Raw genomic sequence first — 22,212 nt, 5'->3', positions numbered from 1 at the left:
CCGGCGGGCCGTCCCCCGCCTCCATAGCTCAATGGATAGAGCAACGGCCTTCTAATCCGTCGGTTGCAGGTTCGAGTCCTGCTGGGGGCACCGCACCTGACGTCACGGACCCGGGGTCGTGTACCTGCCCGGCTTGCACCCGACCCCTGCCGCGGTGTCCACGACCCCCGATCCCGACGCACAGCACCCCCGACCTCGACCGCGGGCCGCTTCCGGCCGGTGGCGCGCGCGTAGGTTCGGACCCCGCCCGCTGCCGGCGAGGTGCGGGATCGGACCCCGGAGGGCGGACGTGGCACGACGCACGCAGGTCGCCCTGGTCGACGACCTGGACGGCTCTCCCGCGACGTCGAGCCACGTGCTGGCGCTCGACGGGCACGTCGTCGAGCTGGACCTGTCCCCCGCGAACGCGGCCCGGCTCGCCGCAGCCGTGGCACCGTTCCTCGAGGCCGGCCGGACCTCGCGTCGGCCCCGCACGGCAGCCCCGCTGCGGGAGGCGTCGGTGATCCGCACGTGGGCGGCGCGTCAGGGCATGGCCGTCACGGCCACGGGCCGCATCCCGCACGAGGTGCTGCGCGCCTACGTCGAGGCGCAGGCCCGCACGGGCGGCACGGGCGGCACAGGAGGAGACGGCGCGGACCGCCCGGGTCCCGCCACCGCCACCGCCGACCCCGCCCGCTGACGCACCGCGCCCGTCACCGCCACGGGTACGGTGCCGGCCCCACCCCGAGCCGCCGCACCAGCAGGTCCAGCCGCGACAGCGCGCGGGCGTGCACCGCGGTGCCCGGCCGGGTGCACGCGACCAGCCGCTCCCAGCCCTGCCAGTCGTCCGCCCCGTCGTCGCGGTCGAGCCAGCCCTGGAGGGCGACGGGGTCGTCGCCGCCGAGCACGGCGCCGCGGACGTCGGCCGCGAGCGCGTCGCGCACCCGCTCGACCCCCGGCGCCCGGGACCGGGGCAGCACCGGCCCGGGGTACTGGTCGAGCGCCTGCCGCACGCGACCGGACGCGAGCGTCTCCCGCACGGCCGCGACGTCGGAGTCGAGCGGCGCGGCGAGGCGGTACGGCCGGGAGTGCGCGACCAGCGGCCCCGCGACGCGCCGCAGCCGTGAGACCTCCGCGCGGACGGCCACGTCGGACATCGCGTCGGGATGCAGCAGCACCGCCAGCTCGTCGGCGTGCAGGCCGTGCGGGTGCTCGCCCAGCAGGAGCAGCAGCTCGGCGTGCCGCAGCGACAGCGTGCGCGGGGCGCCGTCGGACCCGACGAGCACGCCCGACCCGGGGCGCAGCACCTCGAGCCGCATCCGACCGGCGGCGACGGGACGGTCCCGCGCGAGGCTGCGCGCCCGCAGGTCGGCCTCCACCGCGACGGCCGTGGCGCGGACGAGGGAGCCCATGAGCACCGACGCGGCCTGCTCGCGGCCGGTGACGTCGAGCGCACCGAGCACCCGCCCGTCCGGTCCTGTCAGCACCGCGGCGGTGCAGCTCCACGGCTGGACGGCCCGCGTGAAGTGCTCGGCGGCGCGCACCTGCACGTCGTGGCCGGTCGCCAGCGCGGTCCCGGGGGCGTTCGTACCGACGTGCTGCTCGTCCCAGGCGGCGCCCTCGACGAACCCGACCTCCTCGACCGCCCGCCGGACGCGCGCGTCGCCCGCGACCCACAGCAGGCGGCCGTCGGCGTCGGTGAGCGCGACCACGAACCCCTCCCCGACGGCCGCGTCGAGCAGCAGGCCCCGCACCAGGGGCAGGGCGTGGCGCAGCGGGTGCTCGTCGCGGTACGCCCGCAGGTCGGCCTCCGAGAGGGTCACCGGCGGCGCGGGCCGCTCCGGGTCGACGCCGCTGCGCAGGCTCCGCAGCCACGAGTCGGCGACGAGCGGGCGGACGCCCGCGACGCGCACCCCGGTGTGCAGGAAGCGCTCGTGGGCGACACGGGTGCGCGCGAGCGCCGACGGCTCGTCGGTCCGCACGGCCCACCCCCTCGACGTCGTCGTCGCGCCGCCAGTCTGACCCGGCCGGCCCCCGGCGCGCCAGAGGTCAGCCCCCTCCCGGCACCGGCGCCGCGCCCGTCCGCCCCGGCCCGCGCACGAGCAGCTCCGGCGGCTCCTCGCCCGCCGACGTCGCGCGCCACTCCTCGTCGGTGAGCAGCCGCGACCGGATGAGGAACCGCACCCCCTCGGGCGCCTCCAGCGAGAAGCCGGCGCCGCGCCCGGTCACCACGTCGATCGTCAGGTGCGTGTGGCGCCAGTACGCGAACTGCGCGCGGCTCATCCACACCGGCACCGTGAAGCCGTCCACCCGCAGGTCGCCCAGGTGGACGTCCGCGTCGCCGGTGAGCAGCTCGCCCGCGGGGTAGCACATCGGCGAGGAGCCGTCGCAGCAGCCGCCGGACTGGTGGAACATCAGGTCGCCGTGCTGGTCGTGCAGCCGGCGCAGCAGGTCCGCCGCCGCCGGGGTCAGCGCGACCCGGCCGGGCGTCTCGTCGTCGTCCACGTGCCTCCGTCCCGCCCGCCGCGCGGCCCCGCCGGGTCGGGGCGGGGCCGCGCGCGGGGTGCCGATCAGAAGAACCCGAGCTTCTGCCCGGAGTAGGACACCAGCAGGTTCTTCGTCTGCTGGTAGTGGTCGAGCATCATCTTGTGGTTCTCGCGCCCGACGCCGGAGCCCTTGTAGCCGCCGAACGCCGCCGCCGCGGGGTACGCGTGGTAGCAGTTCGTCCACACGCGGCCCGCCTCGATGTCACGGCCCGCCCGGTAGGCGATCGACCCGTCACGGGACCAGACGCCCGCGCCGAGCCCGTACAGCGTGTCGTTGGCCGTGTGGATCGCGTCCGAGTAGTCGGAGAACGACGTGACCGCCACGACCGGCCCGAAGATCTCCTCCTGGAAGATCCGCATCGAGTTCTTGCCCTCGACGATCGTCGGGGTGACGTAGTAGCCGCCCGCCAGGTCGCCGTCGAGCTCCGCGCGGGTGCCGCCGGTGAGCACCTTGGCGCCCTCGGCCTGACCGATGTCGATGTACGACAGGATCTTCTCGAGCTGGTCGTGGGAGGCCTGCGCGCCGATCATCGTCCCGGTGTCGAGCGGGTTGCCCTGCTTGACGGCCTCGGTGCGGGCGATCGCGTCGGCGAGGAACCCGTCGTAGATCGACTCCTGGATGAGCGCCCGCGACGGGCAGGTGCAGACCTCCCCCTGGTTGAGGGCGAACATCGTGAAGCCCTCGAGCGCCTTGTCGTAGTAGTCGTCCTTCGCGCGGGCGACGTCCTCGAAGAAGATGTTCGGGCTCTTGCCGCCCAGCTCCAGGGTCACCGGGATGATGTTCTGGCTGGCGTACTGCATGATCAGCCGCCCGGTGGTCGTCTCCCCAGTGAACGCGATCTTGCGGATGCGGGGGCTGGACGCGAGCGGCTTGCCGGCCTCGACGCCGAACCCGTTGACCACGTTGACGACGCCCGGCGGCAGCAGGTCGGCGATGAGCTCCATGAGCATGAGGATCGACGTGGGCGTCTGCTCGGCGGGCTTCATCACCACCGTGTTGCCGGCCGCGAGCGCCGGGGCGAGCTTCCACGTCGCCATGAGCAGCGGGAAGTTCCACGGGATGATCTGCCCGACCACGCCGAGCGGCTCGTGGAAGTGGTACGCAATCGTGTCCGCGTCGATCTCCGAGATGGACCCCTCCTGCGCGCGCACCGCGCCGGCGAAGTACCGGAAGTGGTCGACGGCCAGCGGCAAGTCCGCGGCCAGGGTCTCGCGGACCGGCTTGCCGTTCTCCCAGGACTCGGCGACCGCGAGCATCTCGAGGTTCGCCTCCATGCGGTCGGCGATCTTGTTGAGGATCACCGCGCGCTCCGTCGCCGTGGTCCGGCCCCAGGAGCGGGCGGCACCGTGCGCGGCGTCCAGCGCGCGCTCGACGTCCGCGGCGTCCCCTCGAGCCACCTCGGTGAACGTCCGGCCCGTCACCGGCGTCGGGTTCTCGAAGTAGCGTCCGGAGGCCGGGGCGACGAACTCGCCGCCGATCCAGTGGTCGTACCGCTCGCGGTAGGTGGCGGGGCTGCCGGGCTGGCCCGGTGCTGCGTAGACGGTCATGTGCACCCTCCGTGCAGGTCTGCGGCCGGGCCGGGGTGCGGCCGGGGCCGGGGGCACCGCGTCGTTGCGGTGCGCCGTGCCGCGACGGTAGGCAGGGCACGGTTGCAGCACCGTTGCAGCGCAGGTCAGCCCCGTGCGGGAACACGGGGGCGTCGTGGTGCGTCTACTCTCCGAGGACCCCCGACACCCCTGGAGCCCGCATGACGGACGACGGCCTGGCCGCGGAGATCGCCGCCGGGGAGCGCACGGACGGCCGGGCGCACCGTGCGCTGGCCCGGCTGCGCGCGCGTCTGGACGGCTCGCCGTGGCTGCGGCTGACCTACAAGGTCCTGGTCACGGTCGTGGGCGGCGGCGTGGTCGCGGTGGGGATCGCCCTGCTCGTGCTGCCGGGCCCGGGCTGGCTGGTGATCTTCCTCGGCCTGGGGATCCTCGGGACGGAGTTCCCGGCGGTGCGGCGGCTCACGGACCGGTTCAAGGCGCTGGTGCTGCGGGTGTGGCACCGCTGGCGGACCCGCCGCGCGCGTCGGGCCGCCGACACGGCCTGAGGTCGGCCGGGGGGGCGCGTCAGGAGGCGGTCGCCCTCAGGACGCGACGACGGCGTTCCCGCAGGCGCCGGACGGGTCGGCCACGGGGGTCTGCGCCTGCAGCCGGTTGTCCGGGTCGAGGGCCCCGAGGACAGCGAGCGCGATGGCGTCGAGCTGGTCGAGCTGGTCGGACGTGAGCCGGTCGACCACGAGGCGGCGCACCTCCGCGACGTGCGCCGGTGCCGTCGCGACGACCTTCGCCCAGCCGGCTTCCGTGAGGGTCGCGAGCGTGGCGCGGCGGTCCGCCGCGCTGCGGGTGCGGGTGAGGTAGCCGCGGGACTCGAGCCGCGCGGCGACGTGCGAGAGCCGGGGCAGCGTCGCGTTCGTGCCGGACGCGAGGGCGGTCATCCGCAGCGTCCGGCCCGGGGCCTCGGACAGCTTCGCGAGCACGAGGTAGTCGAAGTGCGTCAGGTCGGCGTCCCGCTGGAGCTGGTGGTCGAGCGCGGCCGGCAGCAGCTCGGCCACCGCCTCGAGCCGCATCCACGCCTGGAGCTGCCGGGCGGTCAGCCAGCGCGGGTCGTCGGACATACCCGGAGCCTACCCGAAGTGATTGACGCTTCAACTGTGGGCGACGCGCGCCACGCCGCGCGGACCAGGTTCGTCCCCCAGAAATACCGGTGACGCGACCGGCCCGGCGGTGGAACCGTAGGGGTCACCGCGGTGAGTCCCGGGACCCGGCCAGGTCCTTCCCAGCAGCACGACAGGACCACCACCATGCACCCCACCCTCACCTTCGAGCTCGTCCGAGCCGACCACCAGGCGCGCCTGGAGGCCTCCCGCCTGCGCTCCGAGCGGCTGCTCGCCGCCCGGGGGTCCAGACAGGTCGCCGAGACCCGCGGCCGCCCGCCGGAACGGCGACCCCGCCACCTCCTGCGGCGACCCGCCGCGGCGCGCTGACCAGGACGGGCGAGCCCGCCGGACCCCCGTCCGGCGGGCTCGCCCGTACCCTGGGCGGGTGAGCACCCTCAGCAACGGCAACGGCAGTGCCGACCGCATCGTGTGGATCGACTGCGAGATGACCGGGCTGGACTCCGTGTCGGACGCGCTCGTCGAGGTCGCGGCCGTCGTCACGGACTCCGAGCTCAACGTCCTCGGCGAGGGCGTCGACGTGGTCATCGCCCCGCCCCCGGAGGCGCTCGCGCAGATGGGCGACTTCGTCCGGACGATGCACACGACCTCCGGCCTGCTGGACGCGCTCGCGACCGGCACCACCCTCGCGGACGCGCAGGAGCAGGTGCTCGCGTACGTGCGCGAGTGGGTTCCGGAGCCGGGCAAGGCGCCGCTGGCCGGGAACTCCGTCGGCACCGACAAGGTGTTCCTCGACCGCGACATGCCGGAGCTCGTGGCGCACCTGCACTACCGGGTCGTCGACGTGTCGTCGATCAAGGAGCTCGCCCGCCGCTGGTACCCGCGCGTCTACTTCGCCTCGCCGCAGAAGCACGGCGGGCACCGGGCGCTGGCCGACATCCTCGAGTCGGTCGACGAGCTGCGCTACTACCGGGAGGCGCTGCTCGTGCCGCAGCCCGGCCCGGACTCCAAGGCCGCCAGGGCCGTCGCCGCCCGCATCGAGGCGACGTCCGTGGCCGCCGCTCACCGCGCCTCGACCCCCTCGTCCTGAGGACCCCGCGGGAACCGGTACACTTCTCGTCGGCCCTGCGAAACCGGGGCCGCATGGTGGCTATAGCTCAGTAGGTAGAGCACCTGGTTGTGGTCCAGGGGGTCGCGGGTTCAAGTCCCGTTAGCCACCCCACCGACGACAGCGGCGCAGTCCCCGAGGGGCTGCGCCGCTGTCGTACGTGCCGCCCGGCGACCCCGGGCCGGCCACGGCCTCAGAGCCGCCGGACGACCGCGTCGGCGAACCGCTGCACGGCCTCGGGCGCCTGCGCGAAGAAGAACGACGGCTCGATGAGCTCCAGCTCCAGGACCACAGGGTTCCCCTGGTCGTCGGGGATGAGGTCGACGCGCGTGTAGGCCAGGGGCTGCTCGACGCCCGGCACCAGAGCGGGCAGCGCGTCGACGACCCGGCGTCCCAGCGCGAGCTCCGCCTCGGAGGCCTCGCGGGGGGCCATGACCTCCTCCTTGTACAGCACGCCGTCGGTCTCCCCCTCCCGGTACGGACCCTCCAGCAGCGGCGCCTTGCGCACGGCGTGGCTGAGCTCGCCGTCGAAGTAGACGAGCGCGGTCTCCCCCACCGTGTCGACCTGCTTGAGGTACCGCTGCACCATGACGTGGCGCCCGGCGTCCAGCAGGTGCTTCACGTGCTGGATCGCCAGGGCCCGCGACGGCGTCTGGCTGGCGTCGTACCGCCCGGTGTCGCGGGAGCCGGCGCTGATGGTCGGCTTGATGACGAACTCGCCGAACGCCGGGAACCGGGTGTGGATCGCGCGGGCGTCGAAGTTGCGGGCCGGGTCCATCCAGATGGTCGGGACGATCGGCAGGCCCGCCGCCTCCATCGCGCGCTGGTAGATCTTGTCGATGTTCCAGGTCAGCACCTGGGCGGGGTTGATGAGGCGGGAGGACTGGCTGACGCGCTGCGCCCACCAGCGGAAGTCCCGCGGGCGCTCGGTGTAGTCCCAGGTGGAGCGGACGACGACGGCGTCGTACGACGACCAGTCGACGTCGGCGGCGTTCCAGACGGGCGACTCGACCTCGAGGCCGCGCTCCCGGAGCGCGGCGACCAGCGGCGCGTCATCCGGGTCGAGGTCCGGCAGGGCGGCGCAGGTGGCCAGGGCGATCCGTGTGCTCACCCTCGGCAGACTACCCACGCACCCCCGCGGACGGCTCCGGTTCGACCGTGCCGGTCGCCCGCTCCTGCGCGTCGTCCACCAGGCGGTGCAGCGCGGCGAGCAGCCCCGAGGCGTCCAGCTCCCCGGCGACACCGCCGCCGTCGGGCGCGTGCACCGGGACGCGCCCGGACGGCTCCGCGGCGAGGGCGGCGAACGCGGCGTCCAGCGGGTCGCCGAGCCGCACGGGCGCCGCCGCCGCCCGGGTGCCCTCCGTCGGCCCGCGCACCGGCCGGACGTCCCGTGGCTCGACCGTGCCGAGCGACAGCAGCCGGACCGCTGCGCCGGTCCCCACGAGGTCCGCCACCGCCTCCGAGGCCGGCGCGGCGAGCAGGCGGACGGGGTCCGAGAGCTGCTCCAGGTGACCCCCGCGGCTGAGCACCGCCACCCGGTCGGCGAGCCGCACCGCCTCGTCGACGTCGTGCGTGACGAGCATCACGGTCGTCCCGAGCTCCTGCTGGATGCGGCGGAACTCCGTCTGCAGCCGGCGCCGGCCGACGGGGTCGACCGCCCCGAACGGCTCGTCCATGAGCAGCACGGGCGGGTCCGTCGCCAGCGCGCGGGCGACGCCGACGCGCTGGCGTTCGCCGCCCGACAGCTCGTGGGGGTAGCGGCGGGCGTACCGGCCCGGCTCGAGTCCGACCAGCTCGAGCAGCTCCGCGGTGCGGGCCCGGGTGCGCGCCCGGTCCCAGCCGAGCAGGCGCGGGACGGTGCCGACGTTCTGCTCGACGGTGCGGTGCGGGAACAGCCCGACGTTCTGGATGACGTAGCCGATGCGGCGCCGCAGGCCCACCGCGTCGACGTCGGTGACGTCCTCGCCGTCGAGCACGATGCGCCCCGACGACGGCTCCACCAGGCGGTTCGCCATCCGCAGGGTCGTGGACTTGCCGCAGCCCGACGGCCCGACGAGGGCGAGCAGCTCGTGCTCGCGCACCTCCAGGGAGAGGTCCCCGACCGCCACGGTGCCGTCCGGGTACTCCTTGCGCACGTGCTCGAACCCGATCGCCGTCGCCATGCGCCCACGCTATCCGGGCCCGCCGACAGCCGCGCCACGAGGTGCTCCCCCGGTGACCGCCTCACGTCACCGCCGCGCACCGCCCGTGACGTCCCGGGCCGCGCGTGTCGGAGCTCCCGGGTAGCGTCACGGAGGTGACTGGAGACCCGACGGCCACGACTGTGGCGCGCGCCGCCGCCGCGGCGGGCGACCCTGCCGCGAACCCCTGGCTGTCGTGGGAGTACGTGCAGCGCAACTGGGGTGACATCAGCCGGGCGCTCGAGCAGCACGCCGGCCTCACCGTGCAGGCCGTGCTCATCGCCTGCCTCATCGCCCTGCCGCTCGGCATGCTGGCCCACCTGCGTCCACGACTGGCGGCCCCGATCGTCGGCACCACCGGCGTGCTCTACACGATCCCGTCGCTCGCCCTGTTCACGGTGCTCGTGCCGTGGACGGGGATCGGCCGGACGCCGGTGCTCGCCGGGCTCGTGCTGTACGCGCTGCTCGTGCTGGTGCGCAACGTGCTCGTGGGCCTCGCCGGCGTGGACGACAGCGTCCGGGACGCGGCGCGCGGACTCGGCTACGGGCGGCTGCGCCTGCTGCTCACCGTCGAGCTGCCCAACGCGCTCCCCGCGATCGTCACCGGCATCCGGCTCGCGACGGTGACCACCGTCGCGCTCGTCACGGTCGGCGTCGTGGTCGGCTACGGCGGGCTCGGCAACCTGATGTTCCGCGGCTTCCGCAACAACAAGTACCACGCCGAGATCCTCACGGCGACGCTGCTGTGCCTCGCGCTCGCGCTGGTGCTCGACCTCGTGCTGTGGCTGGTCGGGCGCGCGGTGACGCCGTGGGCCCGCGGACGGGAGGCCTGACGCGTGGACGTGCTGCAGGACGCGGTCACCTGGCTCAACGACCCGCTGAACTGGACGGGCCGCGGCGGCGTGCTGGCCCTGGCCGCGGAGCACCTGCGGATCAGCGCGCTGGCCGTGCTGCTCGCCGCCCTCGTCGCCCTGCCCGCGGGCATCTGGCTCGGGCACCGCCGCCGCGGAGGCGTCCTCACCGTCGTCCTGGCCAACACGTCGCGCGCCCTGCCCACGTTCGCGCTGCTCACGATCTTCGCCGCGAGCGGGCTGTTCGGCGCGAGCGCGACGATCCTCGCCGTCGCGGTGTTCGCCGTGCCGCCCATCCTGTCCAACACCTTCACCGGTCTCATGGAGGTCGACGCCGACGTGCGCGAGGCCGCCCGCGGCATGGGCATGTCGGGCTCCCGCTCCCTCGCGCTCGTCGAGCTGCCGCTCGCGCTGCCGCTCGTCGGGGCCGGGCTGCGCACCGCCGCCACCCAGGTGCTCGCGACCGTGCCGCTGGCGGCGCTCGTGGGCGGCACCAGCCTCGGCTCGGTCATCGTCCAGGGCATGGCGCTCCAGCGGTACGGGCAGGTCGTCGCAGGCGCCGTGCTCGTCGCCGGGCTGTGCCTGCTCGTCGAGGGGCTGCTGGCCCTCGCCCAGCACGCCGCCACGCCCGAGCCGATGCGCGCGTCCGCCCGGCGCCGGGCCGCCCGGGGCCGCTCCGGCGGGCGCGGGTCGGGTGGCTCGTCCGGCTCCACCGACCCGGCGCGGACCGGGCCGGCCGGCCGCGGTGCGACGAGCGCGACGGGTCCCGCCCGCACGTCCGTCACCGAGACGGCAGGGCCGAGCGCCAGGAGGTCCTCGTGACCGCGCGACGTCCCCAGCGGTTGCCGGTGCCCTGGTTCACCGGTTCGATGAACGGCGCGCTCTGCGCGCCCTCCGCGACCCCGGCGCCGGACGACGGCGCCGGACCACCGCGACCCCGCCCGTGTGCCCCCATCCCGAGAACAGAGGAACGCACATGAACCTCCGCCGATCCACGCTCCCCGCCGCGGCGGCCGGGCTCCTGCTCCTGGTCGCCGCCTGCGGCGACCCGGGCTCGGGCGGCGGCACCGCCGACCCCACCTCCGGCTCCGACGCGTCCGGCGCGGTCTGCGAGCCCGTCGCGGGCGACCAGCTCGTCGTCCTGGAGGACGACGAGGGCCTGCAGAACGCCGACAACGTGATCCCCGCCGTGAACGCCGCGGCCGCCGAGGCGGACCCCGGCCTGGTGCCGCTGCTCGACACCGTGTCCGAGGCGCTCGACACCGACAAGCTCATCGCGCTCAACAAGGCCGTCGACATCGACCGGCAGACCTCCTCCGAGGCCGCCGCGCAGTTCGTCGAGGACGAGGGCCTGGCGGCCGACGACGACGCGGCGGGCGCCGGGAAGAGCGTCGTCGTCGGCGCGGCGAACTTCTCGGAGAGCGCGACGCTCGGCGAGATCTACGCCGCCGTGCTGCGCTCGGCCGGCTACACCGCCGAGGTGCAGACCATCGGGAACCGGGAGACGTACCTGCCGGCCCTCGAGAGCGGCCAGATCACGCTGACCCCGGAGTACGCCGCGACGCTCGCGGAGTTCCTCAACGCCTCGGCCAACGGCCCGGACGCCGAGCCGGTCGCGAGCGCCGACCCGGACGCGACCGTCGAGGCCCTGACCGCGCTGGGCGCCGACGCCGGGCTGACGTTCGGGGCGGTGTCCGCCGCCCAGGACCAGAACGCGTTCGCCGTGACCAGCGCGTTCGCCGAGGAGCACGACGTGACGACGCTGTCCGACCTGGCGACCGCGTGCGGCGGCGGCCTCGTGCTCGCCGGGCCCGCCGAGTGCCCGGAGCGGCCGTTCTGCCAGCCGGGCCTCGAGGAGACCTACGGGCTCAGCTTCACCGAGTTCCGCTCGTACGACTTCGGCCTCATCGGGGACGCCGTGCGCCAGGGCGAGGCGTCGATCGGCCTCGTCCTGTCCAGCGACGGCTCGCTCGCGAGCTGACCGCAGCGGACGGGCTGCGGCGAGCACCGCGCGCCCGGCGGCGCCGGACCCCGCTCACGCCGACGGCCCGGGAGGAGGACACCTCCTGCCGGGCCGTCGGCGCCTCCGGGCCGGGCGCGCGCTCAGAGGCCGGCGGTCTCCAGCAGCCGCAGCCACAGCTCGCTGACGGTGGGGTACGCCGGCACCGCGTGCCAGAGCCGGTCGAGCGGCACCTCCCCCACGACGGCGATCGTCGCGGCGTGCAGCACCTCCGCCGCGTCGGGACCGGTGAACGTCGCCCCGACGACGACGCCGCGGTCCTCGTCGAGCACCAGGTGCGCGGTCCCGCTGTAGCCGTCGGCGGCGACGGAGGCGCCCGCCACCGATCCGATCGGGTACGAGACGGCCCGGACGCGCAGGCCGGCGTCCCGCGCCTGCTGCTCGGTCCGCCCCACCCACGCCACCTCGGGCCGCGTGAACACCACCTGCGGCACCGCGGCGGCGTCCGCGCTGGCCCGGTAGCGCGTCCACGGCCCGGCCTCCCGCTCCGCGTCCGCGTGCCCCTCGGAGAACCGCGCGGCGACGACGTCGCCCGCCACGCGCGCGTCGTACTTGCCCTGGTGGGTGGTGGCGGTGCGGCCCGTGACGTCCCCGACCGCGAACAACCAGCCCCCGTCGACCCCGGTGACCTCCAGCGCGTCGTCGACGGCCAGCGGCGCGCCGGGCTCGAGCCCGAGGACGTCGAGACCCAGGTCCGCCGTGCGCGGCCGGCGCCCGGTGGCGACGAGCAGCTCGTCGGCGTGCACCTCCTCCTCCCCCTGCGGGCCGGTGGTGGCGACGTGCACGCCGTCCTCGTCCCGGCGCACCGCCGTGACCGCCGTGCCGAGCCGCACGTCCACGCCGAGGTCACGCAACCCCGCCGCGACCTCCTCCGACGCGAACGGCTCCGCACCCGTGAGCACCCGGTCGCCGCGGACCAGCAGCGTCACCGCGGCACCCAGGTCCCGGTACGCCACCGCCATCTCCACGCCGACCACGCCGCCGCCCAGGATCGCGAGCCGCTCGGGCACGTCCTGGACGGCCGTGGCCTCCCGTGAGGTCCAGGGGGCGGACTCCGCCAGACCCGGGACGGGCGGGATCACCGGCTCGCTGCCGGTGGCGACGACGACGGCGTGCCGGGCGATGACGCGGACGTCCTCCTCCTCGCTCTCGACGAGCAGCTCCCGCGGGCCGGTGAACCGCGCGGTGCCGCGCACCAGCGCGATGCCCGCCGAGTCCAGCCACTCGACCTGCCCGTGGTCGTCCCAGTGCGAGGTGAAGACGTCGCGGCGGGCCAGCACCTGCGCCGGGTCCGGCGTGCCGGTCACCAGCTCCGCGGTGCCGGGCACCGCCTGCGCCGCCGCGAGGACCGCGCCGGGGCGCAGCAGCGCCTTCGACGGCATGCAGGCCCAGTACGAGCACTCGCCGCCGACGAGCTCGTGCTCGACCACCGCGACGGACAGCCCGAGGCGTCCGGCGCGGTCCGCGGCGTTCTCCCCGACCGCTCCGGCGCCGATGACCACCACGTCGTAGGTGACGGTGGTGCCGCCGGATCCGGTGGTCCCGGGGGTCTGAGGGCTCTCGGTCATGTGCTCGCTCCGTTCCCTGGCGTGCGCGGTCGGGTCGCCCGCGACGCAGCAGGTGGCCGGCTCGCGGGTGCCGACGCCGCGACGAGGCAGAGCGGGTCGCGGCGTACGGACCCATGGTGGCCCCGTCCGCACCGGTCGGCAGGTCGACCCGGACCGGGCGTTTCGGCCGCCGACCGCGTGACGTGACGGTTCCGGGTGGATGCACCCGGGTGAAACGGGTCCGTCCCCCTGTGGCGGACCGCCGACTGGTGGGACCTTTGTCCCATGGAACGGGACGAGTGGCGGATCGACGTGACCGATGCCGATGTCCGCGCCGCGAAGCGCGAGTGGGCGGCCGCCCGCGACGGCGGCGCCACGGACGCGGAGGTGGCCCGCCGGTACGACGTCCTGCGGATGCTCGTCCACGCGCAGGCGCAGCAGCTCGCGGACGACGTCCGGGCCCACGCCGGGCGGGCGCGCACCCCCGACGCGGAGTGACCCGCACCGACGCCCCCTGACGCCGGCCGGCCCGACGGGGACGGTCAGGCCGCCGGCACCGCGTTGCCGGCGATCACCCGCTGGTAGAACCGGAAGCTGTCCTTGGGCACCCGCTCCTGGGTGTCGAAGTCGACCCCCACGATGCCCCAGCGCTGCTGGTACCCCTCCCCCCACTCGAAGTTGTCGAGGAACGACCAGACGTAGTGCGCCTCGAGCGGCACCCCGTCGGCGATCGCCCGCGCGGCCTGCTGCATGTGGGTGCGCAGGTACTCCGTCCGGTACGGGTCGTCGGTGGTGAGCTCCGGCGTCTCGTCGGGGATGCCGTTCTCGGTGAGCAGCAGGGGGATCGCCGGGTACTCGTCGCGCAGCCGCACCAGCAGGTCGTACAGCCCCTCCGGCCACACCTGCTGCCAGGTCGCCGCCGACGTCGGGTGGATCTCCACCTGCTCGCCGGTGACGCCCACGCCGGTGACCCCGTAGTACTGGACGGCCAGCAGGTCCGCCGGTGTGCTGATCACCTCGAGGTCCCCGTCCTGCACGAGCGCGGCGAACGCGTCCGGGTCGGCCGGGACCTGACCGGGTTCCGGGCCGATCGCGTCCTGCGGGTAGGACCCCCGCAGCACCGCGTCGAGGAAGAGCCGGTTCTCCCGGGCGTCCACCCGCGCCGCCGCCTCGTCGGCGCCCTCCAGCGGGTAGACGGGCAGCAGGTTGAGCGCGATCCCGATCCGCCCTCGCGCCCCGCTCTCCCGGAACCGCCGGACCGCCAACCCGTGCGCCAGCAGCTGGTGGTGCACCGCCGCCACCGCGGTCGCGGGGTCGTGGAGACCGGGTGCCTGCGCGCCGTACCAGTGGCCGACGTACGCGTGGGTCTTGGGCTCGTTGATCGTGAACCAGTCGGCGTCCACGTCGCCGAGCGCGTCGACCACGATCCCGGCGTAGTCCGCGAACCGCTCGGCCGTGTCCCGCCGCGCCCACCCGCCCGCGTCCTGGAGCGCCTGCGGCAGGTCCCAGTGGAACAGCGTGATCGCGGGCCGGATGCCGGCGTCGACCAGCCCGTCGACGAACCGGCGGTACCAGTCGAGCCCCGCCTGGTTCGCCGCGCCCGCCCCGGTCGGCTGGATGCGCGGCCACGCGACCGAGAACCGGTAGGACCCGATGCCCAGCTCGGACATGATCCGGATGTCGTCCGCCCACCGCCGGTAGACGTCGGCGCCCGGGTCCCCCGTCGCCCCGCCCTTCACCTTCCCGGGCGTCGCGCAGAACGTGTCCCAGACCGACGGCCCGCGCCCGTCGGCGGTCGTGGAGCCCTCGACCTGGAACGCGGACGTGGCGGCGCCCCAGGTGTAGCCGGCGGGGAACGCCAGCGGCTCCGCCGGTGGTGCCCAGACGCCGGGCGAGGCGGAGGGCGCCGGGCCCGGACCGGCCGAGCAGGCACCGAGCAGCGCGACACCCGCGGCCGCTCCCAGGCCCAGGACGGTGCGGCGGTCGAGCACGGGGCCGCCCTGCCGCAGCAGGTCGGCGAGGGAGGGGGTGGTCGGGGACGGCACTGGACGCTCTCCTTCGAGGTCAGCGGCGTGGGAGCGCTCCCGCACCGACGTGCGGCCCAGCGTAGCGAGGGACACCCTGCTGCGGGGTGCGAATCGGCCATGCAGAGAGGCCCCGCCCGGCTCTCGCCGGACGGGGCCTCTCACAGTGCGCCATCAGGGACTCGAACCCCGAACCCGCTGATTAAGAGTCAGCTGCTCTGCCAATTGAGCTAATGGCGCGCGGTTGAGAACGTTAGCACCGCCCTGCGGCCGGACGCGAATCCGATCCCGCGCCAGGCGCCCGTTGTGGTGCAGGTCACGGCTGACCTGCGCTCACGCCGGCTTCCGGCCCTCCGGCAGGCTGCCCGCTGCGGCGTCCGGGTCGACCGGGAGCTCGTCCTCGGCGCACGGCGCGACGACCCCCGCCGCGTCGTCGGCGTCCGCGTCGGCCGCGTCCCCCTCGTCCCCACCGGGCTCGACCCACCACGCGTCCTCGGGCAGGCCCTCGGCGCGCAGGATCGCCTCGGAACGGGGCTCGGCCACCGCGAGGTCGGCGAGCAGGGTCAGGGGCACGTGCTCGGCGAGCAGGTCCATCACCGTCCCGGCCGCGTCCTCGGCGACCGCCGGCGGCGCGGCCGGACCGTCCCCCGGTCGGTGCTCCTGCGGCTGCCGCTGCGGCCGCCCCTCGTCGTGCTCCACGGCCTCTCCCCCGGTCGTTCCAGACGACCATGGGAACACCCCCCTCGGGGCGGCGCAACAGCGCGGACGCGGCAGGGTCTGCGCTGCTCAGAGGTACAGGCCGGTCCCCTGGCCGTCCCCGCGCGGCTCGGCCACCGCGTGCACGTCCTTCTCGCGGAGCAGCAGGTACGTGCGCGCCTCCAGCTCGACCTCGGCACGCTCGTCCGGGTCGAACAGGACCCGGTCCCCCACGGCCACCTGGCGCACGTGCTGCCCGACCGCGACCACCGCGCCCCACGTCAGGCGCTTGCCCACCGCAGCCGTCGCGGGGATGACGATGCCGGCCGTCGACCGGCGCTCCGAGGCGTCGGCGTCGAGCTGCACGAGCAGGCGGTCGTTCAGCATGCGGATCGGCAGCTCGGGGCGGGCCGCGGCGGCCTCGGGACGCTGTGCACTCACCCGGCAGACGGTACCCCGCGCGCGTCGTACGCTGACGGCGCCGGGCACCCGCCCGAGCAGCCCGCAGACGCAGGAGACGACCATGCCCCGCCTCGCCGCCGGCGACACCGCGCCGGACTTCACCCTCCCGACCGCGGACGGCGGCTCCGTCACGCTGTCCGATCTGCGCGGGGAGCACGTCGTCGTGTACTTCTACCCCGCCGCCGGCACGCCGGGCTGCACCACCCAGGCCTGCGACTTCCGCGACTCGCTCGCGTCGCTGCAGGCGCACGGCTACCGCGTGGTCGGCGTCTCGCCGGACGGTGTCGAGGCACTGGCCCGGTTCGCGGAGGCCGAGGCGCTGACGTTCCCGCTGGCGTCCGACCCCGACCGGACGGTGCTGGAGGCGTGGGGCGCGTGGGGTGAGAAGACGCTGTACGGCAAGACGGTCACGGGCGTCATCCGCTCGACGGTCGTCGTCGACCCGCAGGGCGTCGTCGAGCTCGCCCGGTACAACGTCAAGGCGACCGGGCACGTCGCGAAGCTGCGGCGCGACCTCGGCATCGACTGACGCCACGGCCCCGGCGCTCTGGCAGAGTGACCGGGCCGACGCGGGAGTGGTGAAACGGCAGCCACGCCAGGTTTAGGTCCTGGTGCCCGAGAGGGCGTGCGGGTTCGAGTCCCGCCTCCCGCACCTCGTCGACTCTCTCGTCGACAGCCCCCGGACCACGACGAGACCGACTCCGGCCGGTGCTCAGCCGACCGGCCCCGCGCCTCGCGCGCTCCCGCGGTTCACCCGCCCGCCCGGCCCGTCACCCGCCCGTGGCACGTGAGCGCCCGGCGACCGGGTGAGCCGCGCCGCCGTTCCTCAGTTCGCCTCTCACCCGCGCGACCAGGACGACGGGGTGTGGTGCATCCCTCGCAGGTGACGGCGCTTGCGGTGCGACGACGAGAGGCCGGGGATGACGACGACGACCGACCGGGTGGCCGGGGCGGACGAGGACACCGGCACGAGCCCGGACGCGCCCGACGCGCAGGAAGAGCGCGTGCCCACCGCCCCGCCGGACCGGCGGGCCCCCCGGGCACCGCGGGCCCCCCGGGGCAGGCGGCGCGGGCTCGGCTTCACCGGCAAGATCCTGCTGACGGTCTCGGTGGCGGTCGGCATGACGGGGCTGCTCGGCTGGGTGTCGATCCTCACGCTCTGGCAGAGCACCGCCCGCACGGAGCGGATGTACTCCGACCACGTCGCGGGGATGGTGCTCGCCAGCGAGGTGCGGACGGAGCTCGGCAGGGCGCAGCAGCTCGGGGCGGACATGCAGGACGCGCTCGGCAACAGCGACCCGGTCCGCGCGTCGTCGATGGAACCGGACCGCGCGAGAGCGCTCGACGCGGCGGCGTCCGCGCTCGACGAGTACGCGGCCCTGCCGCGCCTGACCGCCGAGCAGACCGACGCGGTGGGCGGCGTGCAGGCCGCTCTGACGACGTTCAGCGGCCTGGTCGCGTCCAGCCAGGGCGCGGAGACGGCTGCCCGGGAGGCCGTGCAGCGCGTCGACGACCTCATCACGCTGCAGGGCGGGCTCGCCGAGGACGCGTCACGCGCCGCGACCGCGGCCGGCGACCTCAGCGTGCGGATCGAGTTCGCGGCCCTGGCGGTCGCCGCGATCGTGCCCACGATCGTGGCGGTGGTGGTCGCGCGCCGGCTCAGCCGCCGGATGCAGCGGCTCGCGGACGCCGCGCAGGCCATCGCCGGAGGCGACCTGACCGGGCGCACGGACGACGACGGCCCGGACGAGATCGGCCGCACGGCGCGGGCCCTCGACCAGGCGACCGAGTCGCTGCGCAGCACCGTCGGCCGCATCGACAGCACGGCGCGTGCGGTCGCCGACGCGGCGGGGACCCTCGCGGGGGCCGCGCAGCAGGTCGTGGCGGAGGCGGACGGCACGGCGGAGCGGGCCGGGCTCGTCGCGGCGTCTGCCGCCCAGGTGGACGGCAACGTGCAGGCGGTGGCCGCGGGGACGGAGCAGATGGGCGCCTCCATCCGCGAGATCGCCCGGAACGCCGCCGAGGCCGCGAAGGTCGCGGCGCAGGCCACGGACGCCGCGGAGTCGACCAACGCGCAGATCAGCCGGCTCGGTGCGTCGTCGCAGGAGATCGGCAACGTCGTGAAGGTCATCACGACGATCGCCGAGCAGACGAACCTGCTGGCCCTCAACGCGACGATCGAGGCGGCGCGCGCCGGGGAGGCCGGCAAGGGCTTCGCGGTCGTGGCCGGCGAGGTCAAGGAGCTCGCGCAGGAGACCGCGAAGGCGACGGAGGACATCGCCCGCCGGGTCGAGGCGATCCAGCAGGACACGGACGGCGCCGTGGCCGCCATCGGGGAGATCGCCCGGGTCATCGCCCGGATCGACGACTACCAGACCACCATCGCCTCGGCGGTGGAGCAGCAGACGGCGACGACGGCGGAGATGTCCCGCTCCGTCGGCGACGCCGCGGCGGGGTCCGGGGAGATCGCCTCGACGATCACGGCCGTCGCGGGCAGCGCCCGCGAGAGCTCGACGGTCCTGGGCGGGATGAGCGCGTCGGTCGCCGACCTCGCGAGCATGGCGGAGGACCTGCGCACCAGGATCGCGCAGTTCCGGCACTGACCCTCCGGCGTCCCGCGCGCGGACCCGGACGCGACGACGCCCCCGTGCACCAGGTGCACGGGGGCGTCGTCGTGGTTCAGCTCTGCGCAGCCCCTGCGGCAGCGATCTGGGCGCGGACGTCGTCCATGTCCAGCGCCTTCACCGCGTCGACGACCTGCTCCAGCGCCGGCGCCGGGAGGGCACCCGCCTGGTTGAACACGAGGACGCCCTCGCGGAACGCCATCAGGGTCGGGATCGACGTGATCTGCAGCTCGGCAGCCAGCTGCTGCTCGGCCTCGGTGTCCACCTTGGCGTGCACGATGTCGGGGTGCTGCTCCGACGACTGCTCGAAGATCGGTCCGAAGCGCTTGCAGGGACCGCACCAGTCGGCCCAGAAGTCCACCAGGACGATGTCGTTCTCGCTGATCGTCTTCTGGATGGTGTCGGCCGTCAGCTCGGTCGTGGCCATCAGTCGCCTCCTGTTGTCGGTTTGACGCCAGTAGAGCGCCCGGACCCTCCCCAGTATTCCCGGCGCCGGGAGCCGCCGCGCGCGGTCTCCGCCGCCCTCCCCCGTCCGCGCGTCGGGGTGTGCGCCCGGGCGCCCGCGGGGTACAACTGCCGGGTGACCGACACCGCCGACCTGCCCCCCGACCCCGAGCGCCCCGCCGGCTGGCTGAGCCCCGAGGGCATCGCGGCCGCCCGGCGCTCGTTGCCTCTGCTGTACGTGGACGCCGTGCCGGTGCGGGTCGACGAGGCGGGGGACGTCGTCGCCGTGGGGCTGCTGCTGCGCGTGACACCGGAGGGCGTCATGTCCCGCGCGCTCGTGTCCGGTCGCGTGATGTACCACGAGCGGGTGCGCGACGCGCTGCTGCGGCACATCGAGAAGGACCTCGGACCTGTCGCCCTGCCGCAGGTCCCGCCGACCCCCCAGCCCTTCACCGTCGCCGAGTACTTCCCGACGCCGGGCGTGACGCCGTACCACGACCCGCGGCAGCACGCGGTGTCCCTGGCGTACGTCGTGCCGGTCACGGGTGACTGCCGCCCGCAGCAGGACGCGCTCGACCTCGCCTGGCTCACCCCGGAGGAGGTGTGCAGCGAGCAGGTGCAGGTCGAGATGAACGGCGGTCAGGGCCTGCTGCTGCGCCAGGCGATGGCGCACGTCGGCCGGATGCCCTGAGGCCCGGGCCGTGACCACCCCCGCCGTCGGAGCGACGCCCCCGGGACGAGGCGTCGCGCCGGCGCGGGTGCTGCACGCCGTCCCCGCGCTCGCCGCCGGCGGCGGCCTGGTCCTCGAGGTCGGGCGTGCCCTCGCGGAGGGCCCCGGCGACGCGGGCACCACCACGGAGCGGCTGGTCCGGCTGTTCTCGTACTTCACGATCCAGTCGAACCTGCTGGTGCTCGCGGCGTCCGTCCTGCTGGTGGCCCGGCCGGCACGCACGGACCGGTTCCCGGCCGTGCTGCACCTCGACGCGCTGCTGTGCGTCGCCGTCACGGGCGTCGTCTACCACGGGGTGCTGGCGGACCCGTCGGCGGCGTCGACCCCGAGCGGCCGGGCCGCCGACCTGCTGCTGCACACGGTCGCGCCCGTCGCGACGTGGCTCGTGTGGCTGCTCGTGGGCCCGCGGCCGCGGTTCGGGGGCGGGACGGCAGCCTGGGCGGTCGTGTACCCGCTGGTGTGGATCGCCTGGACGTTCACGCGCGGCGCCGCGACGGGCTGGTACCCCTACCCGTTCCTGGACGTCGCCGCGGTCGGTGCGGCGCGGGCCGCGCTCAACACCGCGGCGGTCGCGGCCGGGTTCCTCGTGCTGGCGCTGCTCGTGCGCCTGCTCGAGCGGGTGCTCCCGCGGACACCTCGCGTCCCCACGGCTCCGGCTGCCCCACCGGACGCGCCGGACACGCCGGACACGCCGTCCGCCTGACCCCGTCGGGCCGCGACCGCGTCAGAGGTCGAGCACCGGCCAGCCCGCGAGGTCCGCGCGCATGGCCCGGTCGTGCGTCGCGACGACGACCGCGGCGGACGTGAGCCGCAGCGCCTCCGTGAGCTCGTCCACCAGCGCGATCGACAGGTGGTTGGTCGGCTCGTCCAGCACGAGCACGTGCGGTGCGGCGAGGAGGGCCGCCGCCAGCTCGAAGCGCCGCCGCTGCCCGACCGAGAGCTCGCGCAGCGGTCGTTCCAGGTCGGCCTCCTCGAGCAGGCCCAGCGCGGCGACGGGCAGGACGTGCGCCGGGTCGAGCGCGCCGGACTCCAGCAGGTCGATCGCCCGGCGGGCGGCCGCCTCGAAGCCGGTCATCGCGAGGCGGACGGGGCTGTCGTCGTCCTGGACGAGCACGCCGAGGCGGACGCCCGGCGCGACGGAGCGGTGGCCCCGGTCGAGCGGCACCTGGCCCGTCAGCGCCGCGAGCAGCGTGGACTTGCCCGCCCCGTTCGCCCCGGTGACGAGCAGCCGTCCGGCGGGCGGCAGGTCCACCCGCACGCCCGGGAGGTCCAGCCGTCCGGCCACGCGCGGGGCGCGCAGCTCCAGCAGCGGCCCTCCGGCGTACCCGGGCGGCAGCGACGGGAGGTCGGGGAACGCGAGCGCCGGCGGCGGCACGGGCACCTCGACGGCCTCCGCCTCCAGGCGCTGCACGAGGCGGTCGGCGGCCTTGACGTGCAGGCGGGCGCGGGTGGCGCGGCGGTGCTTCTGCGAGCCCTTCGGCGGGCGCCACTCGTCGGACAGCCCCTCGTACGAGGCGTCGAGGCGCTCGGCGAGCCGCGCGGCCCGCTTGCGCTCCTGCGCGTACCGGGCGCGCCACCGGCGCAGCGCCTGGTCCTTCTGGAACCGGTACGTCGCGTACCGGGTGGCGCCGTACAGCACGGGCCGCCCGTCCATCGAGGGGTCGAGGTCGAGGACGGCGGTCATGACGTCGTCGAGCAGCCGGCGGTCGTGCGTGACGATGACGACGACGCCCGGCCACTGCTGGAGCTCGGCGGTCAGGTAGTCGATGCCGCCGGCGTCGAGGTGGTTCGTGGGCTCGTCGAGCAGCAGGATGTCGGCCCGCTCCGCGACGTGGCAGGCGAGCCGCGCGCGGTAGGCCTCGCCGACGCTGAGCGTGTCGAGCCGCCGACCCGGGTCCCGCGGTGCCCCGAACCGCGTCAGCGCCTCGTCGACGCGCCGGTCGACGTCCCAGGCCGCGAGCCGCTCCGCCGCGGCCAGCGCCTCGGTCAGCTCCGCGAGGTCGCCCGACGCGTGGTCGAAGCGCGCGACGACCTCGTCCAGGCGGGCCGCGGCCGCGCGCACGTCCCCCGCCGTGCGTCGCACCAGGTCCCCGACGGTCGAGCCCGGCGGCACGTCGAGCTCCTGCTGCACCACCGCGACCGAACCCGCGCGCCGCACCTCGCCGGACGTGGGCACCAGGTCGCCCGCGAGCAGACGCAGCAGCGTCGTCTTGCCGGCGCCGTTCTCGCCCACCAGGCCGACGCGGTCACCCGCGGACGCCGAGACGCTGACGGCGTCGAGCACCGGGCGCCCCGGGTAGCCGAACGTGAGGGCGTCCGCGACGAGGTGGACCTCGGCCAC

At 75.4% G+C, this 22,212-nt stretch carries 23 protein-coding genes and 4 tRNA genes; 14 read left to right on the top strand and 13 right to left on the bottom strand.

Annotation, left to right across the window (positions count from 1 at the left end; translation table 11 throughout):
- Nucleotides 1-17: 17 nt before the first annotated feature.
- Nucleotides 18-90: transfer RNA gene (locus K5O09_RS06295), tRNA-Arg, on the top strand.
- Nucleotides 91-289: 199 nt separating this feature from the next.
- Nucleotides 290-679, top strand: coding sequence for an Lsr2 family protein (locus tag K5O09_RS06290; protein ID WP_222171931.1), 390 nt, complete (start codon nucleotides 290-292; stop codon nucleotides 677-679).
- 13 nt (nucleotides 680-692) lie between these two features.
- Here K5O09_RS06290 and K5O09_RS06285 read toward each other — a convergent pair whose 3' ends face one another.
- The 3 genes from K5O09_RS06285 to K5O09_RS06275 all read right to left on the bottom strand — a co-directional run bounded on the left by K5O09_RS06285 (nucleotide 693) and on the right by K5O09_RS06275 (nucleotide 4,073).
- Nucleotides 693-1,961: a transcriptional regulator gene (locus K5O09_RS06285; protein ID WP_222171930.1), complete on the bottom strand. Its 1,269-nt coding sequence runs from the start codon at nucleotides 1,959-1,961 to the stop codon at nucleotides 693-695.
- 67 nt (nucleotides 1,962-2,028) lie between these two features.
- Nucleotides 2,029-2,484: a DUF779 domain-containing protein gene (locus tag K5O09_RS06280; RefSeq protein WP_222171929.1), complete on the bottom strand. Its 456-nt coding sequence runs from the start codon at nucleotides 2,482-2,484 to the stop codon at nucleotides 2,029-2,031.
- A gap of 65 nt (nucleotides 2,485-2,549) precedes the next feature.
- A complete protein-coding gene (locus tag K5O09_RS06275) occupies nucleotides 2,550-4,073 on the bottom strand; it encodes an aldehyde dehydrogenase family protein (protein ID WP_222171928.1) in 1,524 nt (507 codons plus the stop codon).
- 200 nt (nucleotides 4,074-4,273) lie between these two features.
- Between K5O09_RS06275 and K5O09_RS06270 the strand changes: the two genes are divergently transcribed.
- A complete protein-coding gene (locus tag K5O09_RS06270) occupies nucleotides 4,274-4,618 on the top strand; it encodes a PGPGW domain-containing protein (RefSeq protein ID WP_222171927.1) in 345 nt (114 codons plus the stop codon).
- A 36-nt stretch (nucleotides 4,619-4,654) separates the two neighbouring features.
- Here the strand turns inward: K5O09_RS06270 and K5O09_RS06265 are convergent, their stop codons facing one another.
- Nucleotides 4,655-5,185 (bottom strand): MarR family winged helix-turn-helix transcriptional regulator, encoded by a 531-nt coding sequence (locus tag K5O09_RS06265; protein ID WP_222171926.1) that lies wholly within the window; start codon nucleotides 5,183-5,185, stop codon nucleotides 4,655-4,657.
- A gap of 487 nt (nucleotides 5,186-5,672) precedes the next feature.
- Between K5O09_RS06265 and orn the strand changes: the two genes are divergently transcribed.
- Together orn and K5O09_RS06255 are read left to right on the top strand one after the other, a co-directional pair.
- Nucleotides 5,673-6,275 (top strand): oligoribonuclease, encoded by a 603-nt coding sequence (orn, locus tag K5O09_RS06260; RefSeq protein ID WP_370635571.1) that lies wholly within the window; start codon nucleotides 5,673-5,675, stop codon nucleotides 6,273-6,275.
- 56 nt (nucleotides 6,276-6,331) lie between these two features.
- Nucleotides 6,332-6,407 (top strand) — tRNA-His (locus K5O09_RS06255).
- A gap of 79 nt (nucleotides 6,408-6,486) precedes the next feature.
- Here the strand turns inward: K5O09_RS06255 and K5O09_RS06250 are convergent.
- Both K5O09_RS06250 and K5O09_RS06245 read right to left on the bottom strand, forming a co-directional pair.
- Entirely contained in the window at nucleotides 6,487-7,404 is a 918-nt protein-coding gene (locus tag K5O09_RS06250) for a RimK family alpha-L-glutamate ligase (protein WP_370635531.1), read from the bottom strand.
- Nucleotides 7,405-7,414: 10 nt separating this feature from the next.
- Nucleotides 7,415-8,455, bottom strand: coding sequence for an ABC transporter ATP-binding protein (locus K5O09_RS06245; RefSeq protein ID WP_222171925.1), 1,041 nt, complete (start codon nucleotides 8,453-8,455; stop codon nucleotides 7,415-7,417).
- Between the two features lie 134 nt (nucleotides 8,456-8,589).
- Here K5O09_RS06245 and K5O09_RS06240 point away from each other — a divergent pair, with 134 nt between their 5' ends.
- From K5O09_RS06240 to K5O09_RS06230, 3 genes are all read left to right on the top strand, one after another.
- A complete protein-coding gene (locus tag K5O09_RS06240; RefSeq protein WP_255596162.1) occupies nucleotides 8,590-9,306 on the top strand; it encodes an ABC transporter permease in 717 nt (238 codons plus the stop codon).
- A 3-nt stretch (nucleotides 9,307-9,309) separates the two neighbouring features.
- Nucleotides 9,310-10,146, top strand: a complete 837-nt coding sequence (locus K5O09_RS06235) for an ABC transporter permease (RefSeq protein WP_222171924.1) — start codon at nucleotides 9,310-9,312, stop codon at nucleotides 10,144-10,146.
- Nucleotides 10,147-10,300: 154 nt separating this feature from the next.
- Entirely contained in the window at nucleotides 10,301-11,305 is a 1,005-nt protein-coding gene (locus tag K5O09_RS06230) for a glycine betaine ABC transporter substrate-binding protein (RefSeq protein WP_222171923.1), read from the top strand.
- A gap of 122 nt (nucleotides 11,306-11,427) precedes the next feature.
- Here the strand turns inward: K5O09_RS06230 and K5O09_RS06225 are convergent, their stop codons facing one another.
- Nucleotides 11,428-12,912, bottom strand: a complete 1,485-nt coding sequence (locus tag K5O09_RS06225) for an NAD(P)/FAD-dependent oxidoreductase (RefSeq protein WP_222171922.1) — start codon at nucleotides 12,910-12,912, stop codon at nucleotides 11,428-11,430.
- A 264-nt stretch (nucleotides 12,913-13,176) separates the two neighbouring features.
- Between K5O09_RS06225 and K5O09_RS06220 the strand changes: the two genes are divergently transcribed.
- Nucleotides 13,177-13,389, top strand: coding sequence for a hypothetical protein (locus tag K5O09_RS06220; protein WP_222171921.1), 213 nt, complete (start codon nucleotides 13,177-13,179; stop codon nucleotides 13,387-13,389).
- Nucleotides 13,390-13,433: 44 nt separating this feature from the next.
- Here the strand turns inward: K5O09_RS06220 and K5O09_RS06215 are convergent, their stop codons facing one another.
- From K5O09_RS06215 to K5O09_RS06200, 4 genes are all read right to left on the bottom strand, one after another.
- Nucleotides 13,434-14,936: a GH1 family beta-glucosidase gene (locus tag K5O09_RS06215; protein WP_255596161.1), complete on the bottom strand. Its 1,503-nt coding sequence runs from the start codon at nucleotides 14,934-14,936 to the stop codon at nucleotides 13,434-13,436.
- A 146-nt stretch (nucleotides 14,937-15,082) separates the two neighbouring features.
- Nucleotides 15,083-15,155 (bottom strand) — tRNA-Lys (locus K5O09_RS06210).
- Nucleotides 15,156-15,248: 93 nt separating this feature from the next.
- Nucleotides 15,249-15,614 (bottom strand): hypothetical protein, encoded by a 366-nt coding sequence (locus tag K5O09_RS06205; protein WP_222171920.1) that lies wholly within the window; start codon nucleotides 15,612-15,614, stop codon nucleotides 15,249-15,251.
- Nucleotides 15,615-15,701: 87 nt separating this feature from the next.
- Entirely contained in the window at nucleotides 15,702-15,998 is a 297-nt protein-coding gene (locus tag K5O09_RS06200) for a co-chaperone GroES (RefSeq protein WP_255596302.1), read from the bottom strand.
- 136 nt (nucleotides 15,999-16,134) lie between these two features.
- Here K5O09_RS06200 and bcp point away from each other — a divergent pair, with 136 nt between their 5' ends.
- The 3 genes from bcp (at nucleotide 16,135) to K5O09_RS06185 (ending at nucleotide 18,676) form a co-directional block, all read left to right on the top strand.
- A complete protein-coding gene (gene bcp / locus K5O09_RS06195; RefSeq protein ID WP_222171918.1) occupies nucleotides 16,135-16,602 on the top strand; it encodes a thioredoxin-dependent thiol peroxidase in 468 nt (155 codons plus the stop codon).
- A 40-nt stretch (nucleotides 16,603-16,642) separates the two neighbouring features.
- Nucleotides 16,643-16,725: transfer RNA gene (locus tag K5O09_RS06190), tRNA-Leu, on the top strand.
- A 268-nt stretch (nucleotides 16,726-16,993) separates the two neighbouring features.
- Entirely contained in the window at nucleotides 16,994-18,676 is a 1,683-nt protein-coding gene (locus K5O09_RS06185) for a methyl-accepting chemotaxis protein (RefSeq protein ID WP_255596160.1), read from the top strand.
- A gap of 76 nt (nucleotides 18,677-18,752) precedes the next feature.
- Here K5O09_RS06185 and trxA read toward each other — a convergent pair whose 3' ends face one another.
- Nucleotides 18,753-19,178: a thioredoxin gene (gene trxA / locus K5O09_RS06180; RefSeq protein WP_255596301.1), complete on the bottom strand. Its 426-nt coding sequence runs from the start codon at nucleotides 19,176-19,178 to the stop codon at nucleotides 18,753-18,755.
- Between the two features lie 99 nt (nucleotides 19,179-19,277).
- On the opposite strand from trxA, the gene K5O09_RS06175 reads away from it, so the two are divergent.
- Together K5O09_RS06175 and K5O09_RS06170 are read left to right on the top strand one after the other, a co-directional pair.
- Complete coding sequence (locus K5O09_RS06175) at nucleotides 19,278-19,832, top strand: NUDIX hydrolase family protein (protein WP_222171916.1); 555 nt, start codon at nucleotides 19,278-19,280, stop codon at nucleotides 19,830-19,832.
- A gap of 10 nt (nucleotides 19,833-19,842) precedes the next feature.
- Nucleotides 19,843-20,574, top strand: a complete 732-nt coding sequence (locus K5O09_RS06170) for a Pr6Pr family membrane protein (RefSeq protein ID WP_222171915.1) — start codon at nucleotides 19,843-19,845, stop codon at nucleotides 20,572-20,574.
- Nucleotides 20,575-20,595: 21 nt separating this feature from the next.
- Here the strand turns inward: K5O09_RS06170 and K5O09_RS06165 are convergent, their stop codons facing one another.
- A complete protein-coding gene (locus K5O09_RS06165) occupies nucleotides 20,596-22,212 on the bottom strand; it encodes an ABC-F family ATP-binding cassette domain-containing protein (protein ID WP_222171914.1) in 1,617 nt (538 codons plus the stop codon).

This window comes from Cellulomonas sp. C5510 (genome assembly GCF_019797765.1).
Taxonomy (GTDB): Bacteria; Actinomycetota; Actinomycetes; order Actinomycetales; family Cellulomonadaceae; genus Cellulomonas.
Note: the sequence above shows the minus strand (reverse complement) of the source record. Positions and strands in the feature narration are given on the sequence as shown.

What these genes read in the sequence shown, in the direction of transcription:
- K5O09_RS06275 (WP_222171928.1), bottom strand. Translation starts at nt 4,073, where the DNA reads ATGACCGTCTACGCAGCACCGGGCCAGCCCGGCAGCCCCGCCACCTAC.
- K5O09_RS06270 (WP_222171927.1), top strand. Translation starts at nt 4,274, where the DNA reads ATGACGGACGACGGCCTGGCCGCGGAGATCGCCGCCGGGGAGCGCACG.
- K5O09_RS06265 (WP_222171926.1), bottom strand. Translation starts at nt 5,185, where the DNA reads ATGTCCGACGACCCGCGCTGGCTGACCGCCCGGCAGCTCCAGGCGTGG.
- orn (WP_370635571.1), top strand. Translation starts at nt 5,673, where the DNA reads ATGACCGGGCTGGACTCCGTGTCGGACGCGCTCGTCGAGGTCGCGGCC.
- K5O09_RS06245 (WP_222171925.1), bottom strand. Translation starts at nt 8,455, where the DNA reads ATGGCGACGGCGATCGGGTTCGAGCACGTGCGCAAGGAGTACCCGGAC.
- K5O09_RS06230 (WP_222171923.1), top strand. Translation starts at nt 10,301, where the DNA reads ATGAACCTCCGCCGATCCACGCTCCCCGCCGCGGCGGCCGGGCTCCTG.
- K5O09_RS06225 (WP_222171922.1), bottom strand. Translation starts at nt 12,912, where the DNA reads ATGACCGAGAGCCCTCAGACCCCCGGGACCACCGGATCCGGCGGCACC.
- K5O09_RS06220 (WP_222171921.1), top strand. Translation starts at nt 13,177, where the DNA reads ATGGAACGGGACGAGTGGCGGATCGACGTGACCGATGCCGATGTCCGC.
- K5O09_RS06200 (WP_255596302.1), bottom strand. Translation starts at nt 15,998, where the DNA reads ATGCTGAACGACCGCCTGCTCGTGCAGCTCGACGCCGACGCCTCGGAG.
- bcp (WP_222171918.1), top strand. Translation starts at nt 16,135, where the DNA reads ATGCCCCGCCTCGCCGCCGGCGACACCGCGCCGGACTTCACCCTCCCG.
- K5O09_RS06185 (WP_255596160.1), top strand. Translation starts at nt 16,994, where the DNA reads ATGACGACGACGACCGACCGGGTGGCCGGGGCGGACGAGGACACCGGC.